The sequence below is a fragment of the Shinella sp. 1A1 genome, assembly GCF_055379515.1.
This window is the reverse complement of the sequence record NZ_AP039671.1, coordinates 949,311-971,960: the sequence shown is the minus strand read 5'-3', so window position 1 is coordinate 971,960 and position 22,650 is coordinate 949,311. Positions and strand designations below refer to the sequence as shown.

Sequence of the window (22,650 nt, the reverse complement as noted above, 5' to 3'; positions counted from 1 at the left end):
TAGCCCCTCATCCGCCTGCCGGCACCTTCTCCCCGCAAGCGGGGAGAAGGATTGTCGTGGCACGGTTCTGCCATCCACACGGTTGCGAATTGCTGGAAGCCGGATCGGCATAAGTCTTCGCCCCGCTTGCGGGGAGAAGGTGCCGGCAGGCGGATGAGGGGCAGTTCCCTACTCCCTACTCCCTACTCCCTATTCTCTATTCCCCGACCACCGTCGTCACCTCCACCGAAAGCCCCGGCGCGAGATATTTCGCAAGGTCCTGCCCCTCGTCGATGGCGATGCGGACGGGGATGCGCTGGGCGATCTTGGTGAAGTTGCCGGTGGCGTTGTCCGGCTTGATGACGCTGAATTCCGAGCCGGCGGCCGGCGAGAAGCGCTCGACATGGCCGGTCAGGGTGGCGTGCTTCAGCGCGTCGACGCTGACCTTCACCTTCTGGCCGGGCTTGATATAGGCAAGCTGGGTTTCCTTGAAATTGGCGATGACCCAGGTGTCCTGCGGCACGACGGCCATGAGCTGCGTGCCGGCGGCGACATATTGGCCGAGCTTCACGCCCACCTCGCCGACGGCGCCGTCGCGCGGCGCAGTGATGACGGTGTTGGAAAGGTCGATCTTGGCAAGCTCGACCGAAGCCTCCGCGCCCGCCACCGCGGCGCGCAGCGAATCGCGGCCGACGATGATCGTCTGGAGGTCCTGCCGGGTGACTTCGAGATTGGCTTCGGCCTGCACGACGGCGGCCTCGGCCTGATCGAACTGGGTGCGGCTCTGCTCGCGGTCGCTCTGGGTGGCGATGCCCTTGTCGGACAGTTCCTCGATGCGGTTCCAGTTCTCCTGCGCGCGGCGCTTTGCGGCGCTGGCGCTGGCGAGCGCCGCATCGCTGGCGCCGATGCGCGCCTTGGCGGCGTTTTCCTGCTGCTCGGAATTGGCGAGCGCCGCCTTCTGGCTGGCGAGCGTCGCCTCGGCCTGCGCCACCTTCTGGCGGTAGATGCGGTCGTCGAGGCGGGCGAGCACGGCGCCGGCCTTCACGGGCTCGTAGTCCTTGACCGTGACGTCGGTGACATAGCCGGCGAGCTGCGGACTGATCAGCGTGACGTAGCCGCGCACATAGGCATTGTCGGTCGTCTGGACATCGCTGGAGAAGGGCGGCAATTGCCAGGCGTAGAGAACGGCGCCGATGCCGGCGATGCCGAGGAGGATGGCGACGCCGGTCGCCGTGTTGCGGATATATGTCTTCATTGCGGGGTCAACCTTCAACGGCCGCCTGCCCTTCGGGGCGGGCGGCGGCCTCCTTGATGCGGATGTAAAGCCAGTGAATGACGAGCGCGACGGCGGCGCCGACCGCCAGAAGCGCGATGATGAGGAATGCGTCGTTGTGGGCCAGCACGTTGGCCTCGCGCGTCACCTGCTGGCCGAGCAGCGCGACGCCCTCCGCCTTGAGCACGGCGGGGTCGGTGATGATACGGCCATAGGCGGCGGAAAGCTGCGAGACGCGGTTTGCGACCAGCGGGTCGGCGAGCGTCATCGACTGGGCGAGCATGTTGGAATGGAACTTCTCGCGCAGCGTGATGAAGGAGCCGAACAGCGCCGAGCCGGCCAGCCCTCCGAGGCTTTGCGTCACCAGGAAGACGACGATGAAGCTCAGGATGTATTGCGGGCCCTTGCGCAGCGCCATGGTGAAGCCGGCGGCGATGGCCGGCGGCATGAAGAGGCTGCCGCCGACCGCGATCATCGACTGGCTCAGATACATCTGCCCGGGCCGCGTGAGGTTCGTCGCATGGCTGTCGAGAAAGGCGCCGATGCCGATGAAGAGCAGCGCGGCCATGTGGATGCCGGGCTCCCGCCCGGGCTTGAGAATCGCCGCGCAGGCAAGCCCGCCCGCGACGGTGGCGAGCGCCACGATGCCGTAGAGGCCGGTCAGCTGGTCGTTCTGCAGGCCGATGATCTGGAAGAAATTGCTGGCGACGGCGGTCTGCTCGGCCAGCATCAGCCGGAACAGCACCAGCACCGCGCCGACATGCAGCACCTCGCGGCTGGCGAGCCAGCGCAGGTCGATCAGCGGCTTCTCTCGGTTCAGCTCCAGCACGGCGGCGATGGTGAGCGCGGCGATCATGACCACCAGCAGCTCGCCGAGCCACCGCGCCTCCAGCCACCAATAGATCCGTCCGGTGACGAGCACGACGGCGCCCGAGCCGAAGCCGATGGCGATGAAGATGTAGCTGACGATGTCACGCTTCTCGATGACCTTGGCGCGCGGGATCGGCGTCAGCGGCAGGAGGTAGATCGCCGCGAAGGCGAGCATGGCGAGCGCCAGTTCGAGCTGGAGCAGCGCCCGCACGCCGCCGAGGTCGATCAGTGTCGGCGAGATGAAGCGGGTCAGCGGCGGGGCAAGGCTGATATTGGTGAGCGCCAGCGAAATGCCGACCGTCAGCTTGCGGGCCGGCGGAAAGGCCTCCAGCATATAGAGGAAGCCGAGCGAGGAAAGCGGCGCGGCGGCGATGCCGGCGAAGAAGCGCAGCACGATCGCCGAACGCAGATCGGTGATGAAGATGTGCAGCGCCGCGACGACGAGGAAGACGGCGATGCCGAGCTCGGCGAAATGGCGCAGGCCGTACTGGTTGCGGATCTTGATGAGGGCGATCGACAGCGAGGCGTTGGGCGCCATATAGGCCGCCATCAGCCAGACCGCCTCGGCGCTGGTGGCGCCGAACGGGCCCTGAAGCTGGGGGATATTGGCGGCCACGAGGTTCATGCCGAAGCCCTGCGTGAGGGCCAGCAGCGTCGAGGCGGCCATGTAGGCGGCGGCGCGCGCGGGCGGCATCGGCGGGGGAGCTGGCGGCGGGGCGGCCGGCGGCGCCTCCACCGGCTCCGGTGGCTCGCCCTCCGCGCCGCGATCCCCGTTGTCGGGCGCGGTGCTCATGCGTCGACGCTCTCCCGACAGCTCTTTGCGATGTTCTCGGCCATAGTGGCGAAGACCTTGACCGTGGTGGACATGTCGCCGGCCGGGATGCTCTTCAGCACGTCGGCGCGCAGCGATCTGGCAAGGTCCAGCACCTCCTCCGCCACCTGGGCGCCGTAGGGCGTCATGGCGATCTGCTTGGCGCGGCGGTCGCCTTCGACGGCCTGCCGCTCGATGAAGCCCTGCTTTTCCATGCCGTCGAGCAGGCGAACGAGGGTCGGCGTCTCGATATCGAGTTCGTCGGCAAGTTCCCGCTGGTTGAGCTGCACGCCGCGGCCGAGGATGAGCAGCGCGCGGGCGCGCGGCAGCGTCAGCCCCCTCTCCTTCACGCGGGCGTCGAACAGCGCGCGCATCTTGCGCTGGACGCGGGAGAGATCGTCGAGGAGGCGTTCGCGCGGATCGGTCGTGCTCATCTTGCCAGTCTCATTGCTAGTCTCAATATTATTAGCTCACTATCTATTTGATAGCTATCTACCCGACCGCCTGGCAAAAATCAAGCCCTGCCCACGGGGTGTGGACAGGGCTTCAAGGGATTCACGCGGATGTGATGGCGGAAGCCGGCTCAGGGGCCGTCGGCCTCCTCGGGGAATTCGCTTGCGCCATGGGTCGAAGGCGTCGTCCAGCCGCCGTACTTGCGCTGCCAGGAGCGCGCGCCGAACGGCAGGGTCGCGAGATAGGCGACGACCGTCACAACCATGGTCTCCCAGGTGAAGCTCATCAGCGTCGCGACATAGATGACGACGAGCAGGATCGCCGGCAGGACGAGATCGCGGCGGATGCGGCTGCCCTCGGACTTGCCGGACCAGACCGGCAGGCGGCTGACCAGCAGGAAGCCGATCAGCACCGTATAGCCGGAGGCGAGGAAGGCGAAGAGCGGGCTCGGCGCGATGCCGAGGAAACCAAGATAGACGGGCAGCAGCACGAGCATGGCGCCGGCGGGCGCCGGCACGCCGACGAAATATTCCGACTGCCACTTCGCCTTGGTCTCGCGCTCCGCCATGACATTGAAGCGCGCGAGGCGAAGGCCCGCGGCGATGGCGTAGATCAGCGCGGCGATCCAGCCGAAGGAGCGCGCCTGATCGAGAATGAAGACATAGAGCACCAGGGCGGGCGCCACGCCGAAATTGACGATGTCGGCGAGCGAATCCATCTGCCCGCCGAACTTGGACGTCGCCTTCAGCAGGCGCGCGACGCGGCCGTCGATGCCGTCGAGAAAGGCGGCGAGCAGCACCATGCCGACGGCGAGTTCGTAACGGTTCTCGAAGGCGAGCCGGATACCGGTGAGGCCCGCACAGATGGCGAGAACCGTGATGACATTCGGAATGATGATGCGCAGCGGGATTTCACGCAGGCGCGGACCCCTGGCCTCGTCATTCGGGCCATTGGGCTCATAGGGCGGAAACGGAGTGTCCATCGCTTATCGCTTTGTTCGTGTCCTTGGCAGCGGCCGTTCCAGTCTAGATAAGCCGCTGCGACGAATGGTCAATCATTCAGCCGCGACGGCTGATGACCGGGCCTTTGGCCGAGCCGAATTCGGCAAGCACCGTCTCCCCGGCGATCGCCGTCTGGCCGACGCTGACGCGCGGCTCGGCGCCGGCCGGCAGGAAGACGTCGAGCCGCGAGCCGAAGCGGATGAGGCCGAAGCGCTCGCCGGCCTCCAGGCTGTCATTCATTGCGGTCCAGCAGAGGATGCGGCGGGCGACGAGGCCGGCGATCTGCACGACGCCGATCCGCCCATGGGCGCTTTCGATGACGAGACCGTTGCGCTCGTTCTCCTGGCTCGCCTTGTCGAGGTCGGCATTGAGGAACTTGCCGGCGCGATAGGCGACGCGCGAGACGCGGCCGCGCATCGGCGCGCGGTTCACATGGCAGTTGAAGACGTTCATGAAGACCGAGATACGCATCATCGGCTGATCGCCGAGCTCCAGCTCGGCCGGCGGCGTCACCATGGCGATGGCCGAAACGCGGCCGTCTGCCGGCGAGATGACGAGGTCGTCGTCCTGCGGCGTCATGCGCTCGGGATCGCGGAAGAAATAGGCGCACCAGGCCGTCAGGATGAAGCCGATCCACATCAGCGGCTCCCAGAGGAGACCGAGAAGCAGCGACACGACGAAGAAGGCCGCCACGAACTTCCAGCCCTCCCGATGAATCGGCACCAGGGTGCTGCGTATCGTATCGACCAAACTCATCTTCCGACGTCTCCTGATAATTTCACGCCATCGACCTAGCGTGAAAAGCCCGCCGGGGCAATGCGGCGCAGTGGATAGACCCCGGACGCGGGGCCTGGCGTATGTGGTTTCGATGGGAAACCGGGCGGGATACCCCCCTCTGCCCTGCCGGGCATCTCCCCCACAAGGGGGGAGATTGGATGGGGCACCGTTTCAAGCCACCATCAGCGTTGCAATTTGAGCAAAGTGCTCGCCTCTTGCCGATCTCCCCCCTTGTGGGGGAGATGCCCGGCAGGGCAGAGGGGGGTATCCCGCATTGACAGAGCAGCTGACGGAAGTGGACACTCATCATCATTGCGGGAGGCAAAGCCATGAGCGCAGAGACGGAGAAACAGCCCCTTCTCAGCGGCGCGGAACCGGTCCTGTATGTGACCGACTTTCCCGCCGCCCTCGCCTTCTACACGCAGAAGCTCGGCTTTGCCGTGGACTTCACCTATGGCGCCCCGCCCTTTTACGGCGTCGTGCAGCGGGACCGGGCACGGCTCTGCCTGCGGCTCGTGGAGGAGCCGGTCTTTGCCGGAGACGTGCGGGAGCGCGAGGAACTGCTGTCGGCGTCGATCACGCTCGACAGCGCGACGGCCATCGAGCGGCTCTTCCTCGACTATCAGGCGAAGGGCGTGCCCTTCCACCTGACGCTGACGACGCAGCCGTGGGGCGCGAGGAACGTCATCGTCCGCGATCCGGACGGCAACCTGATCCTCTTTGCAGCCCCCGGCGACTGATCACTCCGCCGCCGGCACGCCGCGCGTGACGATGCCGAGATCGTCGCTCTCGCGCACCTGCTTCAGTCGCTCCTCGGCCTGCACGGCCTCGCGCTGGCGGTTCCACATAGAGGCGTAGAGGCCGTCGTCGCGCTGCATCAGCTCGCCATGCGTGCCGCGTTCGGCGATCGCGCCGTCCTTGAGCACGATGATCTCGTCGGCCGAGATGACGGTGGAGAGGCGGTGGGCGATGACCAGCGTGGTGCGGTTCTTCGAGACCACATCGAGCGCCGCCTGGATTTCCTGCTCGGTGCGGGTGTCGAGCGCCGAGGTCGCCTCGTCGAGGATGAGGATCGGCGGGCTCTTCAGGATCGTGCGGGCGATGGCGACGCGCTGCTTCTCGCCGCCGGAAAGCTTCAGGCCGCGCTCGCCGACCATCGCCTTGAAGCCGCCCGGCAAGTGGCGGATGAAGGGGCCGATCTGCGCGGCTTCGGCGGCGGCCGTGACCTCCTCGTCGGAGGCTTCGGGGCGGCCGTAGCGGATATTGTAGGCGATGGTGTCGTTGAAGAGCACGGTGTCCTGCGGCACCATGCCGATGACCTTGCGCAGGCTCTTCTGCGTGACATCCCGCACATCCTGCCCGTCGATGGTGATCGCCCCCTCCTGCACGTCGTAGAAACGATAGAGCAGGCGCGAGAGCGTCGACTTGCCCGCGCCGGAGGGGCCGACGACGGCGACGGTCTTGCCGGCCGGCACGTCGAAGGAGATGCCCTTGAGGATCGGCCGCGCTGGATCGTAGGCGAAATGCACGTCCCTGAAGGAGATCGCGCCGTCCGTGACGGCAAGCGCCGTCGCGCCCGGCCTGTCCTGCACCTCTTCTTCGACTTCCAGCAGATCGAACATCTGCTCGATATCGGTGAGGCCCTGGCGGATCTCGCGGTAGACGAAGCCGATGAAATTGAGCGGGATGGCCAGCTGGATCAGCATGGCATTGATGAAGACGAAGTCGCCGACCGTCTGCTCGCCGCGCTGCACGGCAAGCGCGGACATCGCCATCATCACCGCCATGCCGACGCCGAAGATCAGCGCCTGGCCGAAGTTGAGCCAGCCGAGCGAGGTCCAGACCTGGGTGGCGGATTTCTCGTAGCGCTCCATGGACTGGTCGAAGCGGCGGGCCTCCATCTCCTCGTTGCCGAAATACTTCACCGTCTCGAAGTTGAGGAGCGAATCGATGGCCTTGGTGTTGGCCTCCGTGTCGCTGTCGTTCATCGCGCGGCGGATGGAAATGCGCCAGTCGCTCGCCCGGACGGTGAACCAGATATAGAGACAGACCGTGACGGCGGTGACGAGCAGGTATTGCAGGCCATAACCGCGCCAGAAGACGGCGGCGGTCAAAAGGAACTCGATGAAGGTCGGCACGCTGTTGAGGATCGTGAAGCGCACGATCGTCTCGATACCCTTGGTGCCGCGCTCGATGACGCGCGACAGGCCGCCGGTGCGCCGCTCCAGATGGAAGCGCAGCGACAGGCGATGCAGGTGCACGAAGGTGCGGTAGGCGAGCTGGCGCACGGCATATTGCCCGACGCTGGCAAAGAGCGCGTCACGAAGCTGGTTGAGGCCGGCCTGCACGATGCGCGCGCCGTTATAGGCGAGCACCAGCATGACGGCGCCGAGCAGGAAGGCGGGCAGCAGGCCGACGGCGTCGGGCTTGTTGTTCAGTGCATCCGTCGCCCATTTGAAGAAATAGGGAACGAGCAGCAGCACGATCTTGGAGGCGAGCAGGAAGACCGATGCCCAGACCACGCGCATCTTCAGGTCCGGCCGATCGGAGGGCCACATATAGGGCCAGAGGTTCATCAGCGTCTGGAGGAGATTGCTGTGGTCGGCCGAAACCGTCTTTTTCGTCGTCGTCGCCACGCTGGCCTCCGCCGGACGCCAACCGCCCGCTCTCGTCTTGCTGCCCGTGAAAAGCGTCGTTCGACGCCTTTCAGCCTTCGTCTTCACGCAATCGCGCATGGAATGAAATACGGCGCCCGGTGGGGCGCCGCATAGCGGAGATAGGACCTTGCCGGCCGTTTCGCAACGGCCGGCAGGAAATAACGGCCGTCAATTCCCGCGCATATGCTTGCGGTGCATCTTCTCGGCCTCGGCGTCGGTCTCCATGGTCTTGTCCGGCACGCCGAAGACCTGGCCGGGGATGATGCGGTCCGGGTTGGCGATCTGGTCCTCGTTGGCGAGGTAGATCGTGGTGTAGCGCACGCCCTTGCCGTAGATGCGGCGGGAGATCTGCCACAGCGTATCGCCGCGGCGGATGATGACCGAAGTCTTGCTCTCCTTGAGCGGCGCCTGCTCGACCGTTTCCGGCTCCCCGGCGACAGCCTCGCCGCCCGTGGAGGCCGCGGCCTGGCCGCCCGATGCCGCACCGCTTTCGGTGCCCGCAGCGGTGGAAGCGCCCTCGCCTGCAGCCGCGCCATCGGTTGCCGTGGCACCGTTGGTCGCAGCAGAGCCGTCCGTCGCGGCGGCGGCGCCCTGCGTCGCGGTTGCAACGGCATTGGCGGCGGCGGTCAGCGAGGGCATGCCCTCGAGCGCGACGAGCGCCTGCTGGTAGGCTTCCTTGCCCGCGCCGGCAGGCACGGCGGCAAGGCGGTCGAGCGCGGTCGCGGCCCAGCCCTTCAGCTCCTCGATGGCGGCCTTGACGTCGGCGGCGGTATCGGCCGGCGGCACGAAGCCGGTGAGGCGCATCAGCGCGCTTTCGAGCGCCGTGCGGCCCGTCTGTATCTCCGCCGCCGTGGCATTCCTGCCATCGGCGAAGAGTGCGACGAACTGCTGCTGCAGGGCGGTCGCCTGACCGGCCAGCGCCTCGATGGAGTTGTCCGCGGCGGCCGTCACGTTGCCGGCCGCGTCATGGGCCTTCTCGATCGCCGGGGCGAGCGCATCGGCAACGGCGGTCTCGATCGAGCCGAGCGCCTCGCCGACAGCGGCAGCATCCGGCGGCAACGCATGAAGGCGGGTCAACGCGGAGGCGGCAGCGGCGGAGGCCTTGGCCGCCATCTGGCGGGCCGCCTCCCCTTCCTCCTCGCCGGGCTTGAACTCGGCCAGCGACTTCAGCGCGATCTCCGTCGCGGAGCGGGCCGCCGCCAGTTCCTCGGCACTCGGCACGCGGCCGTCGGCGTAAAGGCCCTTGAGGAGCGCAAGCGCCTTGTCCGCCTCGGTGCGCAGCTTGTCGAAGGTGCCGCCGCCGATGAGGCCGAGGCCCGGGCCGGCATCGGTCGCGGCATTTTCCTGCGCGACCACTGCGACCTGCTCGCCTTCCGGCCGGTCGAACGGAACGGAGGCGCGGAAATCGACCTTGCTGCCGTCGGCATTCATGACATCGGCGCGAACCGTATGGCGGCCGACAGAGAGAACGATCTTGCCATCGATGACATAGCGGCCCGCTTCATCGGCCTTGGCCTCGCCGACGAGCTTGTCGTCGGCATAAATGCGGACCAGTGCGTTCGGCCTGGCCGTTCCGGCGACGAACATACGCTCGCCTTCCAGCTCCACGGCCGAAACGCGCGCCTGCGCCTTCGCGGCGGCATCCGTATCGGCGGCGGGCTGGGTGCCCTCGCCCGTCGGCTGCGCGCCGGCGGCTTCGCCCCCGGTCACGGTCTGCCCGCCCGTGGCCAGCGGCACTTCGCCCGCGGCGGATGCGACTTCGCCGCCCGCCGGACCGGCGGATGTACCGGCCGCTTCGCCGGCCGCCTTCTGCGCGGCTTCCGGCATCGTGATCAGCCGGCTCGCCTCACCGGGCTTCGAGACCATGGCGAGCAGCTCGCCGCTGCCGTCCTTCGGCACGGAAACAGTCGCGACCTCCTCGGAGGTCTTCGTATCGCCCTTGTCGTCCTTGGTGTTCAGCGTGAGCTGGTAGTCGCCGGCGGCGAGCGGTTGGTCGAACACGGCGGCGAAATCGCCCGAGGGGCCGATATCGGTCGTGGCGACGACCGTCTCGCCGTTGCGGATCTCCAGCCTGGTGTTCGGCTGGCCGCGGCCGGCGATCACCGTGGAGCCGTCCGGCTCGACACGCAGGAGATCGAAGGCGGGCGTGACCCAGCCGGCCGTGGGATCGGCCGAAGGCTCGGCGGGGGTGGCGTCGGCCTTGGCGGTTTCCTGCGTCGCGGCGGCCGTGGCAGTGGCATCGCCGCTGGAAGCCGTGCCGGCCGCGGGCTGCTCACCCGTCGCGCGGGCCTGCTTGCCGTCCGTCGTCCTGGTATCGCCGCCGCCCTCGACCGGCTTTTCGGCAAGCGATGCGACCGGCGTTTGCGCGGGCTTTTCCTTGTTCATGTTGGGCAGCACGAAGAAAACCATGAGCAGCGTTGCCGCCGCCAGCACGATCAAGGCCACCAGGCCGGTCTTGTTCTTCATCATCAACTCTCTCTCTGTCCCGGTTTCCCGGGGCGTCCCCTGCCGAAATTGCTATCGGTTCCCAGTGCCTTGCACAAGGTTTCGGGGGCTTTGGCGGCCTTGCCCCCACGCTTTTTCGGTCAATATCCTTGACGGGCCGCCGGGCGGGTGTCTGAATCGGGGCATGAGTGAGCAAAACATGCCGATTCGATCCGTCTGCGTTTACTGCGGCTCCCAGCCGGGCCGTGATTCTGCCTATGTCACCGCCGGAAGGCTGCTGGGCAAGGCGATGGCGGAAAACCACCTCCAGCTCGTCTATGGCGGCGGGACCAAGGGCATCATGGGAGCCGTCGCCAGCGGCGTGCTCTCGCATGGCGGGCGCGTCACCGGCATCATACCGCAATTCCTCGTGGATATGGAGGCCACGCGCCATTCGCTGGGCCAGCTCAGCGAACTGATCGTCACGCCCGACATGCACGAGCGCAAGCACAAGATGTTCGACCGCGCCGACGCCTTCGTCGCCCTGCCGGGCGGCATCGGCACGCTGGAGGAGATCGTCGAGGTGATGACCTGGGCGCAGCTCGGCCGGCACAGGAAGCCGATGGTCTTCGCCAATATCGGCGGCTTCTGGGACCCGATGCTGAAGCTCATCCGCCACATGGCCGATGAGGGCTTCATCCACACCGCCCATCTCGTCCAGCCGCTCGTCATCGACGACCCGGAAGAAATCGTCTCCGCCCTTGTCGAGCACTGGGCCGGCCAGATCGACCGCGAGGGCGAAGCCGAGATCATCGCAAAGCTCTGACGCCGGGAGCGACGGAAACAAAAAAGCCGGAGGTCTCACCTCCGGCTTTTTTCGTTCATTCCGCCGGTTTCAATTCCGTCGCCGCGAGGCGTTTTGCGCGGGCGCCGCGCAGCATCGCGCCGGAATAGATGAAGAGCGCGGCCCAGATGAAGCCGAAGGCGATGAGCTTGGTGGTGCCGAAGGGCTCGCCGAAGGCAAAGACGGCGATGAGGAAGATCATCGTCGGGGCGATGTACTGCATGATGCCGATGGTCGACAGGCGCAGGAGCTTCGCGCCGTTGGCATAGATCATCAGCGGGATCGCCGTGACGATGCCGCAGGCGAGCAGCCAGAGGACATCCGCCATGCCGGTATCGCCGAAATGGCCCCCGCCGCTCGCTTCCAGCCAGATCACATAGGCGAGCGCCGGCACGCTGAGCAGCAGCACTTCGAGGAAGAAGCCCTGGTTCGGGCCGATCGGCAGGGTTTTGCGGAAGAAGGCGTAGAAGCCCCAGGAGAAGCAGAGGCCGAGCGACACCCACGGCAGCCCGCCGGCATCGAAGGCGAGGATAGCCACCGCGCAGGCGGCAAGGCCGATCGCCACCATCTGCGCCGGGCTCGGCTTTTCCTTCAGAAGCACCGCGCCGAGGAAGATCGAAAAGAGCGGGTTGATATAGTAGCCGAGCGCCGTCTCGATGGTGCGGCCGACGCTGATCGCCCAGACATAGATGCCCCAGTTGATGGTGATCAGCACCGCCGTCAGCGTCGCCATGGCGAGCATGCGCGGCGAGCGCAGCGCCGCCTTGATATCGGCCGTGCGGCCGAGCCAGACCAGAACGAGGCCGGCGAGCGGCACAGACCAGACGATGCGGTGCGCCACCACTTCGGGCGCGGGGATATGGGATACGGCCTTCATGAAGAAGGGCAGGAAGCCCCACAGCACATAGGCTATCAGCGCAAAGGCGAAACCGCGCGGCGAATCGCCCGTCTGAGGGCCGCTGGAGGAGTTTGCGTCGGCCATGGTGTCGTTTCCCGTCGATTTTTCGGATTTTCCGACGTCCTACTCCAATGCCGGCGAATGTACCAATTCATTCCGGTGAAGGGACGATGAGTGGCGCTGAAGCTCGGGCGCATGGCGGCCTGCCTTCGCAGGCGCCATGCGCTGGAAAGACTACTCCGCCGCCACGCGCCCCGCTTCGCCGCGGTTCTTCAGCAGCTTGTAGACGATGGAATCCATCAGCGCCTGGAAGGAGGCATCGATGATGTTGTCGGAGACGCCGACCGTCCACCAGCGGGCGCCGGAAGCGTCGGTCGATTCGATCAGGACGCGGGTGATGGCCCCGGTGCCGCCGTTGAGGATACGGACCTTGTAGTCCGCCAGCTCCAGGTCGGCGATCTCGCCCTGGTACTTGCCGAGGTCCTTGCGCAGCGCAAGGTCGAGCGCGTTGACCGGGCCGTGGCCCTCGGCGACGGACATCATGGTCTCGCCGTCGACGATCACCCGCACCACGGCTTCCGACACGGTCTTGAGCTGGCCGTTGGCGTCATAGCGCCGTTCGACCATCACGCGGAAGCTCTCGACATGGAAGAAATCCGGCACCGTGCCGAGCGTGCGGTAGGCCAGCAGCGCGAAGCTCGCATCCGCGCCCTCATAGGCATAGCCGGTCGCCTCGCGCTCCTTGACGATCTGGATGAGCCGGTCGAGCTTCGGATCGTCCTTGGCGACCGAAATGCCGCGCAGCTTCAGGGCGTTGATGAAGTTCGCCTTGCCGCCCTGGTCCGACACCATGACCTTGCGCAGGTTGCCGACGCTTTCCGGCGTGACATGCTCGTAGGTGCGCGGGTCCTTGAGGAGCGCGGAGGCATGGATGCCGGCCTTGGTGGCGAAGGCGGAGGCGCCGACATAGGGCGCCTGATGATCGGGCGAACGGTTCAAGAGTTCGTCGAAGGTGTGGGCGAGCTTGGTGAGGCCGGTCAGCTCCTCCGTGTCGATGCCGATCTCGAAGCGCCCGCTATAGGCTTCCTTCAGCGCGAGCGTCGGCACGAGCGTCACGAGATTGGCGTTACCGCAGCGCTCGCCGATGCCGTTGAGCGTGCCCTGCACCTGCCGCACACCCGCCTCGACGGCGGCCAGCGAATTGGCGACGGCCTGCCCCGTGTCGTTATGGGCGTGGATGCCGAGGTTTGCGCCCGGCACGCCGGCGGCGATCACCGCCTTCACGATGGCCTGCACCTCGGAGGGCTGCGTGCCGCCGTTGGTGTCGCAGAGCACGACCCAGCGCGCACCGGAGGCGAAGGCGGTTTTCGCGCAAGCCAATGCGTATTCGGGATTCGCCTTGTAGCCGTCGAAGAAGTGCTCGCAGTCGATCATGGATTCACGGCCGGAGGCGACGACCGCCTTCACGGATTCGGCGATGCTCTCGAGGTTCTCCTCATTGGTGCAGCCGAGCGCGACGCGCACATGATAGTCCCAGCTCTTGGCGACGAGACAGATCGCGTCGCTCCGCGAATCGAGGAGCGCGGCAAGGCCGGGATCGTTGGAGGCGGAAACGCCCGCGCGCTTCGTCATGCCGAAGGCGACGAACTTGGCGCGGCCGGTGCGTTTCTTCGCGAAGAAGGCCGTATCGGTCGGGTTGGCGCCCGGATAGCCGCCCTCGACATAGTCCAGGCCGAACTCGTCCAGCATGCCGGCAATGGCGATCTTGTCCTCGACGGAAAAGTCGATGCCGGGCGTCTGCTGGCCGTCGCGAAGCGTGGTGTCGAAAAGGTAGATACGGTCTTTCATCGGTTCCCTCCCTGGGAACGGTCCTGGTACTTCAAATCTGCCCCTCATCCGGCTGCCGCCACCTTCTCCCCGCAAGCGGGGAGAAGGCCAAGATGAGGGGTAATCTCTCAAACTTTACCGGCAAACTTGTCGGTCGCATAAATCAGGCGGTCGAGGATGCCGGGTTCGGAATAGGCATGGCCCGCTCCTTCGACGAGGTAGAATTCCGATTCCGGCCAGGCCTTGTGCAGCGCCCAGGCGTTCTTCGCCGGGCACGGCATGTCGTAGCGGCCGTGGGCGATGATGCCGGGGATGCCCTTCAGCCTGTCGGCGTCGCGAAGCAGCTGCCCCTCCTCCAGCCAGCCGGCATTGACGAAGAAATGCGTCTCCAGCCGGGCGAAGGCATCGGCGAATTCGTCCTCGCCGAAATGGTCGCTCGTCGACGGCTCCGGCAGAAGCGTGATCGTCTCGCCTTCCCAGAGACTCCAGGCCTTGGCGGCGGCGATGCGCACCGCATTGTCCGCGCCCGTCAGGCGGCGGTAATAGGCCTGCATCATCTCGTGGCGCTCTTCCGGCGGGATGGGCGCGAGGAAGCGCTCCCACTTGTCGGGGAACATTTCCGAGACGCCGAACTGGTAGTACCAGTCGAGCTCGGCCTTGGTGAGCATGTAGATGCCGCGCAGCACGAGTTCGGACACGCGTTCGGGATGCTTCTCGGCATAGGCGAGCGCCAGCGTCGAGCCCCACGAACCGCCGAAGACCAGCCACTTTTCCGCGCCCGCCATCTCGCGCAGCCGCTCCATGTCGGAAACGAGATGCCAGGTGGTGTTGGCTTCGAGCCCCGCATGGGGCGTGGAGCGGCCGCAGCCGCGCTGGTCGAACAGCGTCACGTCGTAGAGCTTCGGATCGAACAGCCGGCGGTGGCTCGGCGAGATCGTGCCGCCCGGGCCGCCATGCAGGAAGACGGCGGGCTTGGCGCCCGGCGTGCCGGCCCGCTCCCAGTAGATGACATGCCCGTCGCCGACATCGAGATGGCCGCAGGCATAGGGCTCGATCTCGGGATAGAGGGTACGCAACGCTTCGCTCATAGTTTCATTCCGTGGGCAGGCCAGTTTTCGGTTTCGTGATCGGGATGCTGGAAGGAGATGATCGTCTCCTGCCGGCTGTAGTAATCCGGGTCGTCATGCACCGGGGCGGAGAAGATCGCCTCCACCCAGGGCAGGCGCGAACCGTAATTGACCTGGATCTGCGGAGCGAGGTCGCTGCGGTCGTCGAAAGCGCCGATGGCGATCTCCAGCCCGCCGGGATGCTTGTAGGTCAGCGGCGTGCCGCAGCGCTTGCAGAAGCCGCGCGCGATATTGACCGAGGACTGGAAGTAGCTCGGCTCCTCGCGCGTCCATTCGGCCTCGCCCTCGACGGTGACGAGCGGGCCGAAGAAGCCGCCGAACTGCTTCTGGCACATACGGCAATGGCAGATCGACGGGCGGCCGAGCGCGCCGTGGATGCGGAAGCGCACGGCGCCGCACTGGCAGCCGCCGGTCCTTGTCTTTTCCTGTTCCGTGGTCATGGCAGGCTCCTTCAGCGATAAGAGGAATAGACGACGACGGCGATCACGACGGCCGTGACGAGGATCAGCTTGCCGGCGATGAGATAGAGCCACTTGCGGGGAAAGCCGAGCTCGGGCCTGGGATCGCTCATGGAGCATCCTCCGGCGGCCAGTGGTCGGTATCGTAGTCGGGATGCTGGCGGTTCGAATCACGGATCGCCACATGCCGCGCCTCGCCGCCCTCTCCTTCATTGCTTTCGTGCTCCGGCAATCTGGCCAGTTGCGGGAACCAGACGACGCGCGATTCGACGCCGGATTGAGCGATGGGGCGCACGTCGTCCGGGTCGTCGAGCGAGCCAAGCGTCACATTGATATGGGCCGAGGCGAGGCCGTCATAGAAGAGCGGCGTGCCGCAATCCCGGCAGAAGCCGCGGCGCACGATCTCCGACGACCGGAACCAGCCCGGCTCGCCGCGCGTGATGGAAAAGCGCTCGCGCGGGGCATTGGCGAGCGGCAGGAAATAGTTGCCCGCCGCCTTCTGGCACATGCGGCAATGACACAGATGCGGATCGCCGAGCGTGCCCTCGACACGATAGCGCACCGCGCCGCACTGGCAGCCGCCGGTATAGATGCGCGAGATGCTCATGGCGCGCGCTCCGGCGGCCATTCGTCGGTATCGTGGTCGGGATGCTGGTAGGAGACGAGGTCGGCGAGGAAGGCGGCAGCCCCCTGGTCGGCCATCGTATCCTCGCCCGGCAGGTCGCGGATCGTGTCGACGTAAGGCAGCTTCGCCTCGATGCCCCACTGGATGCGCGGAGCGATCTCGGCTGGATCGTCGAAAGCGGCGATGGTCAGCGCCACGCCGTCCGGCGCCTCATAGGTCAGCGGCGTGCCGCATTCCGCGCAGAAACCGCGATAGCCGTGGTTGGAGGAGCGGAAGCGCTTCGGCGCGCCGCGCGTCCATGTCAGCTTCGCGCCGCTGACCGAAACCAGCGGCAGATAGAAGTTCCCGCCCGCCTTCTGGCACATCCGGCAATGACAGACCGACGCATCCCCCAGCGCGCCCTCGACATGAAAGCGCATGGCACCGCACTGGCATCCGCCGGTGTAGAAGGGGGTGGTCATGGCGCGGGCTCCCTGTTCCGGCGCTCTTCTACGACGGCAAGGATATGGCGGCAAACATTGTCCATATCCTTCAGCACGTCGTCATTCCAGAACCGCAAAACTGTCCAGCCATCCGCTTCGAGACGCCGTGTCCGGTCGGCATCATATCGCAGCGACGTGTCCGTCGCGTGCTGCGATCCATCGAGCTCGACAACGATGCGATGGGCTGGGCAGGCGAAATCGACGATGTATCCGGCTACCGGCATCTGGCGCCGAAAACTCAGCCCCATGAGACGATGGGCACGCAGTTCGTTCCAGAGGGCGAGCTCGGCATCCGTCAGGATCTTGCGCATCCGGCGCGCGCGAAGGCGATTGAGCCTCGAAACCTTCCCGTGCGGCATGGCACCCCCCTCTGTCACTTCGTGACATCTCCCCCACAAGGGGGGAGATTGGGTGCCAGCATAATCGCTCATCGCGAACTCAACCAGTAATTGATTTTCGAAGCGGAAGCCACGAGTCCCCGATCTCCCCCCTTGTGGGGGAGATGTCACGAAGTGACAGAGGGGGGTGGCTTGTCTCAACGCTTCACCTCCCACGTCGTCACGCGTTCGCCCGTCGCCGGGTCCTTGCCGTCTTTCAGCTGGATGCCCTTGGCGGAGAGGTCGTCGCGAATCCTGTCGGCCTCGGTGAAGTTCTTCGCCTTCAGCATTTCGAGGCGGAGCTGGATGATCGAATCGATGCTCTCCTCCAGCGCCTTCGAGACCTCGGCCTTCTTCGGCTCCACGCCGAGAAGCCGGGCACTGGCGGCGAAGACGGGCAGCATCAGCGGGTCGCTGTTGGCGCATTGGGCGAGCGCATGCAGGGCCTGCACGGCGCCGACCGTGTTGAGGTCGTCGAAGAGCGGCGCCAGCACCGTTTCGTCCACGCGGCCTTCCGCCGGATTGCCGCCGGCGGGCCACTTGGAAAGAAGGCGCTCGGCCTCCTCCAGCCGCTTGACGGAGAAGTCGATCGGCTCGCGGTAATGCGTCATCAGCATGGCGAGGCGCAGCACCTCGCCCGGCCATTTGCGCCCGCCGAACTTCTCCTCGTGCAGCAGTTCGTAGATCGTGACGAAGTTACCTTCGGATTTCGACATCTTGCGGCCTTCGACCTGCACGAAGCCGTTGTGCATCCAGACATTCGCCATGACCTTCGTGCCATGGGCGCAGCGCGACTGGGCGATCTCGTTCTCGTGGTGCGGGAAGATCAGGTCGAGCCCGCCGCCATGAATGTCGAAGACCTCGCCGAGATAGGCCGCCGACATGGCCGAGCACTCGATATGCCAGCCGGGCCGGCCCTTTGGTTTCCCTGTCAGGCCTGCGGCCTTCCACGCCTCTTGGCCCCACGGGCTCTCCCAGCCGGGCTCCTCCGGCGAGGAGAGCTTCCAGAGCACGAAGTCGCCGGGATTCTTCTTGTGCACGTCGACGGCGACGCGGGCGCCGGCCTGCTGCTCGTCGAGATTGCGCTTCGAAAGCTGGCCGTAATCGGCCATCGATCCGGTGTCGAACAGCACTTCACCATTGGTTTCATAGGCATGGCCGCGTTCGATGAGACGTTGAATCAGGGTGATCATGTCCGCCTTGCCATCCTCGCGCGGCTGCACGAATTCGGTGGCGCGCGGCTCGTGCGTCGGCGGCATGGCGCCGAGCGTGGCGACATCGGAATGGAACTGGTTCGCCGTCTTCTCCGTCACCCGGCGGATCGCCTCGTTCAGCGAGAGGGCGCCGCTTTCGATCTCGCCGCCGAAATCGCGCAGCGCCCGGGCGTTGATCTTGTCGTCGACGTCCGTGATGTTGCGGGCATAGGTGACGTGGGCTTCGCCATAGACATGGCGCAGCAGGCGATAGAGCACGTCGAAGACGATGACCGGCCGCGCATTGCCGATATGGGCGAAGTCATAGACCGTCGGGCCGCAGACATACATGCGCACGTTGTCGGGATCGATGGGAGCGAAGGGCTCCTTCGAGCGCGTGAGCGTGTTGTACAGCGACAGGACCGGCTTTTCGGCCATGGAAATCTCCCAAAATGCGTGCACCCGGCTGGCCGGGTCGTTGTCATCCGGGGATTTTGGGGGACGAAAACGGCCAGGCCAGCGCGTGCGCTAGCGAATAATGCTCCGGCGAATGCAGAGTACCGTTTTCATGGCCTGCTTTATCGCGCCGCGCGCGGCCTTGGTCAAGCGGCGTGAAGGCCGGGCCGCGAAAATCCTGCCCGTTCGGCCTGTTATCCCAAGCTGTTACCTGCGTGACAGCCGGCGCACGGTGCGTCGTGCGATATGTCCGCCGGTCATATTTATTGATCACCGAAACCGTGGATTTGGGCCTTCCGCCGCAGAGCGATCAAGATTTGAGCAGAATTTGGCCGAAAGGGTCCGGTAAATGCATAGGTCATCGGGGGTAGCGACCGGGGGAACCAGACGGGGCTGCCTGATGACAACTTCAGGAGAGTGAGAATGTCGATCGCCAAGAAGAAACCGGCGCAACCCGCCGCCGCCAATGCCAACCTGCAGGAGCGCTACAAGCCGCTCGGCCTGCGCGCCGTGGTTGCCGCCACGCAGTGCAAGCCGGAGGTGAAGGCCACTGAGGCGCGCCGCGACCGCGACTTGCCGCCGGTGCTCCAGTCGCTCTACGAATAGGCGGCTCCAAGTCAAAAGAGCGATAGCTGATCCGACGATGGGGGCGCTTGTGCGCCCTTGTTCTTTTGCGGCATCGGCGCTTCCTCCTCGACGGGCTCGAGGATGTCCGGTCCCATATTGGCGACCTTGTTCACCTTGTCGGAAATCGCAATGGCCTCGAAGAAGCCGTCATCGATCGGCTTCATGAGGTCGGCGACGTCGCGCGGCTCCTGCGCTTTGCAGTCGAGCCAGCGGGAAAAATCTTCCGGGCGGATGACGACCGGCATGCGGTCGTGGATGCGGGAAATGTCGTTATTCGCCGCCGTCGTCAGGATCGCGCCGGTATCGACCTCCGAGCCATCGGCGGAAGACCAGGTCTCCATCAGGCCGGCGAAGGCGACGATCTCGCCCTTCCGCGGGCGGATGAAATAGGCCTGCGCCTTCGCGCCCTTCTCCTCCGGCCGCCGCCATTCGAAGAAGCCGGAGGCCGGCACGAGGATGCGGCGATGGCGCATGGCGGCCTTGAACGAGGCCTTGCCCACCGCCGTCTCGGAGCGGGCATTGATCAGCAGCGGAAAATCGCGCGGGTCCTTCACCCAGCCGGGCATGAAGCCCCAGCGCACGAGCACCGCCCGGCGCTCCGGCAGGTTGCTGCCGGGCTCCTGCCTTTCGCCCGCCACGACGATGAGGATCGGCTGCGTCGGGGCGATGTTGTAGCGCGCCGGCGGATCCTCCACATCCACGATGCCGAGGAATTCCCGCAAGAGGTCCGTCCTGGCGAGCAATGCATATCGTCCACACATGGCATCGTCATCGCACTTTGCCTATAAGGGGTCAATGAAGCGCAACCGAACCGGACAGCGATGAAGAAGTCGAAGATGCCCCAGCCCGCCTCCTCCGCCATCATCGAGCGCGACGGGCGCTACCTGCTCGTGCTGCGCAGCAAGCCGCCGTCGGATGCCATGTATGCCTTTCCGGGCGGGCGCGGCGAGGACGGCGAGACACCGGCCGAGACGGCGCTGCGCGAACTCCTCGAGGAAACCGGCATAAAGGCCGAAAAGCCCATGCTTTTCGCGACCTACGACCTGCCGGGCCGCGAGGACGGCCCCGGCAGCCCCTCCTTCTTCCTTTCCGTCTTCAAGGTGAAGGCCGACCGGAGCGCGGTCGCCGTCGCCGCCGACGATGCGGCGAGCGTCGGCTGGTACACGGCCGAGGAGATCGCGGGCCTTCCCGCGCCCGACAGCGTGCGCGAATGCATCGCCCGGCTGGAAGCCGAGCGGCTGGGACCTGCCGCATGAAGGTGATTCGCCTCGCCCTGATCGCAAGCCTTGCCCTTGCCGGCCCCGCCCTCGCCCAGAAGGCGAAGCAGGCCGCCGGAACCGAAACGCCGGCCGCCGCTCCCGTCGAGGAAAAACCCGCACCTTATGACGAGCGGCTGGAGCGGCTTTCGGAAATCCTCGGCGCCGTGCACTACCTGCGCAATCTTTGCGCCGGCAAGGCGGAGGACAACTGGCGCGCCGCCATGCAGCGCATCATCGAGCTGGAAGCGGCCAAGGAGCCGAAGCGGCAGGAAAAGCTGACCGCCGCATTCAACCGTGGATACCGCTCCTTTGCCGCCATCTATACCGCTTGCACCGACTCGGCAGTTGTCGCAGAAGAGAGATACCGTAACGAAGGTGCAACACTTGCCACGGAAATTACCGCAAGGTTCGGAAATTAGGGATTAATTAACCTGTTTTCGCAGCAGCCAGTGCCGTTTTGGGAAAAGGCTGCTAAGGTCGTTAACAGTGCAGTAAGAACTGAATGCCTCGCATGGACCGATCTATGGAACCTACTCTCAACGATATCGACGAGATGATCGTGCACGAGAAGATGCAGGCCGCTCTGGAACACCAGAACGAGGCCTGGGCCGATGGCATGGCTGATGGTATCGAACCGGAAATCATCGCCGATGCGGCCATTGCGCTCGCCCTGCGCGAGACGGTTCGCGTCCATGGCGAGCGGGGCGCGGAAGCGCTGCTCGATTCGCTTCGCGAGCGCCTGCTGGCTGGAGAATTCTCCCCCGAGCGCATCCTGCAATAGGCTGGAAAGACAGGTCATGCAGATGTCGGCTGACGGCAACAAGCTGCTTTCCAGCAGCGTCATCGCCTTGTCGGTGCTCTTCGCAACGACGACGCTCCTCGCGCCCGTGCGCCCGGCCTTCGCCCTCAGCGAGCTGAAGCACGAGCCGGGCGAGGTGCCGCAAAAAGCCGCCGACGGCGAAAAGCCGGCCGAGGCCGAAAAGGCCGCGCCGGCCGTCAAGGAAGAGGAAGCCGCCCCGGTCGAACTGCCGCGGCCGGACCCACTGATCCGCAACGACAAGGCGGTGACGGAACCGGCCGAGGAAACGCCGGCGACCACCGACAAGCCTGCGGAAGAGCCGCAGGCGCCCGTCGAGGTGCTCTACGACATCGACAAGGCGCCCGAGCCGGTGCGCCGCATGCGCCAGCTCATCGTCGAGGCCGCCGCTTCCGGCGATATCGAGCGCCTGCGCCCCCTGCTCGGCAAGGGCATGACCGAGACGCAGGTCTCCATGGTCGAAAGCGAGGACGGGCCGGTCGAGACACTGAAGGGCCAGTCCGGCGATCCCGACGGCATCGAGATCCTCGCGATCCTGCTCGACGTGCTGGCGACGGGCTTCGCCCATGTCGGCCAGGGCACGGCGGACGAGATGTATGTCTGGCCCTATTTCGCCGAAAAGCCGCTCACGAGCCTGACGCCGCCGGAAAAGGTGGAGCTGCTGCGCATCGTCACGGCGGGCGACTATTCCGACATGCAGGAATTCGGCAGCTACAACTTCTACCGCGTCGGCATCACGCCGGACGGCCAGTGGAAGTTCTTCGTCACCGGCGAATAATCTCCAGCGCGTCCAGCCATGCGTGACCGGGATGCGCCCCTCCAAGGCATTCCCGCAGCCAGTCGCGCGCCGAAGCGTCCAGCTTTGGCAGCGCCCGAGCGAAATCGGCCTCGTCCTTGTCGCGTCGGTACTTCGCCTTGAAAAGCAGGACGATCTCCGGCGCGAGATAGGGGATGCCTCCTGCGCCCCGCCGGACGGCCTCACGGCGCGGGCGGCGGATAGACGGATCGCGCTTGTAGATCCAGGTCTCCGGCGTGCCGTCCTCCAGCATCATGTCCACCCGCCAGCGGCGTGCCGCCCTGTCCTCGCACCATACCTGCGCTATGTCGGCCGGCGGCGCTTCGCCCTCCGCGAGCGGCCGCACCTTGCCGTCGCCCACCGCATGAAGGCGGACATCCGGCAAGGCCGCGCGGAAGAGCGAAAAATCGGGCCGCAGCAGGGTGAACTCCAGATCCTCGTGCGGGCGCGTCCCGGCGCCGTGCCAGAGATCGAGCGCCCAGCCGCCGACGACGCACCAGGGCCGCGGGACGCCGGCAAGCCGGCGCGCGAGTTCGGCCGGATGCCAGGCGGACCATGCATCATGGGCAAGCGGCGTTGTCGGGGCGGTCATCGTCGGGTCTCTCCTTGGGCGCCTTTC

General features: G+C 66.0%; 24 protein-coding genes. 7 read left to right on the top strand and 17 right to left on the bottom strand.

Going from position 1 to position 22,650, the window contains the following annotated elements:
- Positions 1-196: 196 nt before the first annotated feature.
- The 5 genes from ACZ48C_RS04775 to ACZ48C_RS04755 form a co-directional block, all read right to left on the bottom strand.
- Positions 197-1,234 carry an HlyD family secretion protein gene (locus tag ACZ48C_RS04775; RefSeq protein ID WP_119259133.1) on the bottom strand — a complete coding sequence of 346 codons (1,038 nt, stop codon included), beginning with the start codon at positions 1,232-1,234 and terminating at the stop codon, positions 197-199.
- A 7-nt stretch (positions 1,235-1,241) separates the two neighbouring features.
- The gene (locus tag ACZ48C_RS04770; RefSeq protein ID WP_464782775.1) at positions 1,242-2,816 is read right to left on the bottom strand and encodes an MFS transporter; all 1,575 of its coding nucleotides are present in this window, start codon (positions 2,814-2,816) and stop codon (positions 1,242-1,244) included.
- Between the two features lie 95 nt (positions 2,817-2,911).
- Positions 2,912-3,367 (bottom strand): MarR family winged helix-turn-helix transcriptional regulator, encoded by a 456-nt coding sequence (locus tag ACZ48C_RS04765; RefSeq protein WP_119259132.1) that lies wholly within the window; start codon positions 3,365-3,367, stop codon positions 2,912-2,914.
- A gap of 149 nt (positions 3,368-3,516) precedes the next feature.
- Complete coding sequence (pssA, locus tag ACZ48C_RS04760) at positions 3,517-4,368, bottom strand: CDP-diacylglycerol--serine O-phosphatidyltransferase (protein WP_119259131.1); 852 nt, start codon at positions 4,366-4,368, stop codon at positions 3,517-3,519.
- A gap of 76 nt (positions 4,369-4,444) precedes the next feature.
- Entirely contained in the window at positions 4,445-5,161 is a 717-nt protein-coding gene (locus ACZ48C_RS04755) for a phosphatidylserine decarboxylase (protein WP_424549362.1), read from the bottom strand.
- 332 nt (positions 5,162-5,493) lie between these two features.
- Here ACZ48C_RS04755 and ACZ48C_RS04750 point away from each other — a divergent pair, with 332 nt between their 5' ends.
- Positions 5,494-5,904 (top strand): VOC family protein, encoded by a 411-nt coding sequence (locus ACZ48C_RS04750; protein WP_464782355.1) that lies wholly within the window; start codon positions 5,494-5,496, stop codon positions 5,902-5,904.
- Here ACZ48C_RS04750 and ACZ48C_RS04745 read toward each other — a convergent pair whose 3' ends face one another.
- The gene (locus ACZ48C_RS04745) at positions 5,905-7,740 is read right to left on the bottom strand and encodes an ABCB family ABC transporter ATP-binding protein/permease (protein ID WP_454635164.1); all 1,836 of its coding nucleotides are present in this window, start codon (positions 7,738-7,740) and stop codon (positions 5,905-5,907) included.
- 249 nt (positions 7,741-7,989) lie between these two features.
- Positions 7,990-10,290 (bottom strand): LysM peptidoglycan-binding domain-containing protein, encoded by a 2,301-nt coding sequence (locus tag ACZ48C_RS04740; RefSeq protein ID WP_464782354.1) that lies wholly within the window; start codon positions 10,288-10,290, stop codon positions 7,990-7,992.
- A 160-nt stretch (positions 10,291-10,450) separates the two neighbouring features.
- Between ACZ48C_RS04740 and ACZ48C_RS04735 the strand changes: the two genes are divergently transcribed.
- Positions 10,451-11,071 carry an LOG family protein gene (locus ACZ48C_RS04735; protein ID WP_119259128.1) on the top strand — a complete coding sequence of 207 codons (621 nt, stop codon included), beginning with the start codon at positions 10,451-10,453 and terminating at the stop codon, positions 11,069-11,071.
- A gap of 55 nt (positions 11,072-11,126) precedes the next feature.
- On the opposite strand, the gene rarD is transcribed toward ACZ48C_RS04735, so the two are convergent.
- The 8 genes from rarD to cysS all read right to left on the bottom strand — a co-directional run bounded on the left by rarD (position 11,127) and on the right by cysS (position 18,514).
- The gene (rarD, locus tag ACZ48C_RS04730; RefSeq protein ID WP_119258806.1) at positions 11,127-12,071 is read right to left on the bottom strand and encodes an EamA family transporter RarD; all 945 of its coding nucleotides are present in this window, start codon (positions 12,069-12,071) and stop codon (positions 11,127-11,129) included.
- Between the two features lie 150 nt (positions 12,072-12,221).
- On the bottom strand, positions 12,222-13,835 hold the full coding sequence (gene cimA / locus ACZ48C_RS04725; protein WP_119258807.1) for a citramalate synthase: 1,614 nt from the start codon (positions 13,833-13,835) through the stop codon (positions 12,222-12,224).
- A 107-nt stretch (positions 13,836-13,942) separates the two neighbouring features.
- Positions 13,943-14,902, bottom strand: a complete 960-nt coding sequence (pip, locus tag ACZ48C_RS04720) for a prolyl aminopeptidase (RefSeq protein ID WP_464782353.1) — start codon at positions 14,900-14,902, stop codon at positions 13,943-13,945.
- Positions 14,899-15,381 (bottom strand): GFA family protein, encoded by a 483-nt coding sequence (locus ACZ48C_RS04715; RefSeq protein ID WP_464782352.1) that lies wholly within the window; start codon positions 15,379-15,381, stop codon positions 14,899-14,901. Before ACZ48C_RS04715 ends, pip begins: the two co-directional genes overlap by 4 nt.
- A gap of 127 nt (positions 15,382-15,508) precedes the next feature.
- Positions 15,509-16,006 (bottom strand): GFA family protein, encoded by a 498-nt coding sequence (locus ACZ48C_RS04710; protein WP_318911299.1) that lies wholly within the window; start codon positions 16,004-16,006, stop codon positions 15,509-15,511.
- Complete coding sequence (locus ACZ48C_RS04705) at positions 16,003-16,485, bottom strand: GFA family protein (protein WP_464782351.1); 483 nt, start codon at positions 16,483-16,485, stop codon at positions 16,003-16,005. The genes ACZ48C_RS04710 and ACZ48C_RS04705 overlap by 4 nt, the downstream gene beginning before the upstream one ends.
- On the bottom strand, positions 16,482-16,865 hold the full coding sequence (locus ACZ48C_RS04700; RefSeq protein WP_318911297.1) for an endonuclease domain-containing protein: 384 nt from the start codon (positions 16,863-16,865) through the stop codon (positions 16,482-16,484). Before ACZ48C_RS04700 ends, ACZ48C_RS04705 begins: the two co-directional genes overlap by 4 nt.
- A gap of 176 nt (positions 16,866-17,041) precedes the next feature.
- The gene (gene cysS / locus ACZ48C_RS04695) at positions 17,042-18,514 is read right to left on the bottom strand and encodes a cysteine--tRNA ligase (protein ID WP_464782350.1); all 1,473 of its coding nucleotides are present in this window, start codon (positions 18,512-18,514) and stop codon (positions 17,042-17,044) included.
- Positions 18,515-18,955: 441 nt separating this feature from the next.
- Here cysS and ACZ48C_RS04690 point away from each other — a divergent pair, with 441 nt between their 5' ends.
- On the top strand, positions 18,956-19,138 hold the full coding sequence (locus ACZ48C_RS04690; RefSeq protein ID WP_119258812.1) for a hypothetical protein: 183 nt from the start codon (positions 18,956-18,958) through the stop codon (positions 19,136-19,138).
- Between the two features lie 11 nt (positions 19,139-19,149).
- On the opposite strand, the gene ACZ48C_RS04685 is transcribed toward ACZ48C_RS04690, so the two are convergent.
- Positions 19,150-19,920 (bottom strand): SOS response-associated peptidase, encoded by a 771-nt coding sequence (locus tag ACZ48C_RS04685; protein WP_464782349.1) that lies wholly within the window; start codon positions 19,918-19,920, stop codon positions 19,150-19,152.
- 75 nt (positions 19,921-19,995) lie between these two features.
- Between ACZ48C_RS04685 and ACZ48C_RS04680 the strand changes: the two genes are divergently transcribed.
- The 4 genes from ACZ48C_RS04680 (at position 19,996) to ACZ48C_RS04665 (ending at position 22,013) form a co-directional block, all read left to right on the top strand.
- On the top strand, positions 19,996-20,415 hold the full coding sequence (locus ACZ48C_RS04680; RefSeq protein WP_464782348.1) for an NUDIX domain-containing protein: 420 nt from the start codon (positions 19,996-19,998) through the stop codon (positions 20,413-20,415).
- Positions 20,412-20,837 carry a TIGR02301 family protein gene (locus ACZ48C_RS04675; protein ID WP_424546739.1) on the top strand — a complete coding sequence of 142 codons (426 nt, stop codon included), beginning with the start codon at positions 20,412-20,414 and terminating at the stop codon, positions 20,835-20,837. The genes ACZ48C_RS04680 and ACZ48C_RS04675 overlap by 4 nt, the downstream gene beginning before the upstream one ends.
- 92 nt (positions 20,838-20,929) lie before the next feature.
- Positions 20,930-21,199: a hypothetical protein gene (locus tag ACZ48C_RS04670; RefSeq protein WP_119258816.1), complete on the top strand. Its 270-nt coding sequence runs from the start codon at positions 20,930-20,932 to the stop codon at positions 21,197-21,199.
- A 16-nt stretch (positions 21,200-21,215) separates the two neighbouring features.
- On the top strand, positions 21,216-22,013 hold the full coding sequence (locus ACZ48C_RS04665) for a hypothetical protein (RefSeq protein ID WP_464782347.1): 798 nt from the start codon (positions 21,216-21,218) through the stop codon (positions 22,011-22,013).
- Here the strand turns inward: ACZ48C_RS04665 and ACZ48C_RS04660 are convergent.
- Positions 22,000-22,623, bottom strand: coding sequence for an amino acid transporter (locus ACZ48C_RS04660; RefSeq protein ID WP_464782346.1), 624 nt, complete (start codon positions 22,621-22,623; stop codon positions 22,000-22,002). The two genes, ACZ48C_RS04665 and ACZ48C_RS04660, sit on opposite strands and share 14 nt — an antisense overlap.
- Positions 22,624-22,650: the final 27 nt, after the last annotated feature.

What these genes read in the sequence shown, in the direction of transcription:
- ACZ48C_RS04775 (WP_119259133.1), bottom strand. Translation starts at nt 1,234, where the DNA reads ATGAAGACATATATCCGCAACACGGCGACCGGCGTCGCCATCCTCCTC.
- cysS (WP_464782350.1), bottom strand. Translation starts at nt 18,514, where the DNA reads ATGGCCGAAAAGCCGGTCCTGTCGCTGTACAACACGCTCACGCGCTCG.
- ACZ48C_RS04740 (WP_464782354.1), bottom strand. Translation starts at nt 10,290, where the DNA reads ATGATGAAGAACAAGACCGGCCTGGTGGCCTTGATCGTGCTGGCGGCG.
- ACZ48C_RS04700 (WP_318911297.1), bottom strand. Translation starts at nt 16,865, where the DNA reads ATGCCGCACGGGAAGGTTTCGAGGCTCAATCGCCTTCGCGCGCGCCGG.
- pssA (WP_119259131.1), bottom strand. Translation starts at nt 4,368, where the DNA reads ATGGACACTCCGTTTCCGCCCTATGAGCCCAATGGCCCGAATGACGAG.
- ACZ48C_RS04710 (WP_318911299.1), bottom strand. Translation starts at nt 16,006, where the DNA reads ATGAGCATCTCGCGCATCTATACCGGCGGCTGCCAGTGCGGCGCGGTG.
- ACZ48C_RS04685 (WP_464782349.1), bottom strand. Translation starts at nt 19,920, where the DNA reads ATGTGTGGACGATATGCATTGCTCGCCAGGACGGACCTCTTGCGGGAA.
- ACZ48C_RS04675 (WP_424546739.1), top strand. Translation starts at nt 20,412, where the DNA reads ATGAAGGTGATTCGCCTCGCCCTGATCGCAAGCCTTGCCCTTGCCGGC.
- ACZ48C_RS04735 (WP_119259128.1), top strand. Translation starts at nt 10,451, where the DNA reads ATGAGTGAGCAAAACATGCCGATTCGATCCGTCTGCGTTTACTGCGGC.
- ACZ48C_RS04745 (WP_454635164.1), bottom strand. Translation starts at nt 7,740, where the DNA reads ATGAACCTCTGGCCCTATATGTGGCCCTCCGATCGGCCGGACCTGAAG.
- ACZ48C_RS04715 (WP_464782352.1), bottom strand. Translation starts at nt 15,381, where the DNA reads ATGACCACGGAACAGGAAAAGACAAGGACCGGCGGCTGCCAGTGCGGC.
- ACZ48C_RS04680 (WP_464782348.1), top strand. Translation starts at nt 19,996, where the DNA reads ATGCCCCAGCCCGCCTCCTCCGCCATCATCGAGCGCGACGGGCGCTAC.
- rarD (WP_119258806.1), bottom strand. Translation starts at nt 12,071, where the DNA reads ATGGCCGACGCAAACTCCTCCAGCGGCCCTCAGACGGGCGATTCGCCG.
- ACZ48C_RS04660 (WP_464782346.1), bottom strand. Translation starts at nt 22,623, where the DNA reads ATGACCGCCCCGACAACGCCGCTTGCCCATGATGCATGGTCCGCCTGG.
- ACZ48C_RS04665 (WP_464782347.1), top strand. Translation starts at nt 21,216, where the DNA reads ATGCAGATGTCGGCTGACGGCAACAAGCTGCTTTCCAGCAGCGTCATC.
- ACZ48C_RS04765 (WP_119259132.1), bottom strand. Translation starts at nt 3,367, where the DNA reads ATGAGCACGACCGATCCGCGCGAACGCCTCCTCGACGATCTCTCCCGC.
- ACZ48C_RS04770 (WP_464782775.1), bottom strand. Translation starts at nt 2,816, where the DNA reads ATGCCGCCCGCGCGCGCCGCCGCCTACATGGCCGCCTCGACGCTGCTG.
- ACZ48C_RS04705 (WP_464782351.1), bottom strand. Translation starts at nt 16,485, where the DNA reads ATGACCACCCCCTTCTACACCGGCGGATGCCAGTGCGGTGCCATGCGC.
- cimA (WP_119258807.1), bottom strand. Translation starts at nt 13,835, where the DNA reads ATGAAAGACCGTATCTACCTTTTCGACACCACGCTTCGCGACGGCCAG.
- ACZ48C_RS04690 (WP_119258812.1), top strand. Translation starts at nt 18,956, where the DNA reads ATGTCGATCGCCAAGAAGAAACCGGCGCAACCCGCCGCCGCCAATGCC.
- ACZ48C_RS04670 (WP_119258816.1), top strand. Translation starts at nt 20,930, where the DNA reads ATGGACCGATCTATGGAACCTACTCTCAACGATATCGACGAGATGATC.
- ACZ48C_RS04750 (WP_464782355.1), top strand. Translation starts at nt 5,494, where the DNA reads ATGAGCGCAGAGACGGAGAAACAGCCCCTTCTCAGCGGCGCGGAACCG.
- pip (WP_464782353.1), bottom strand. Translation starts at nt 14,902, where the DNA reads ATGAGCGAAGCGTTGCGTACCCTCTATCCCGAGATCGAGCCCTATGCC.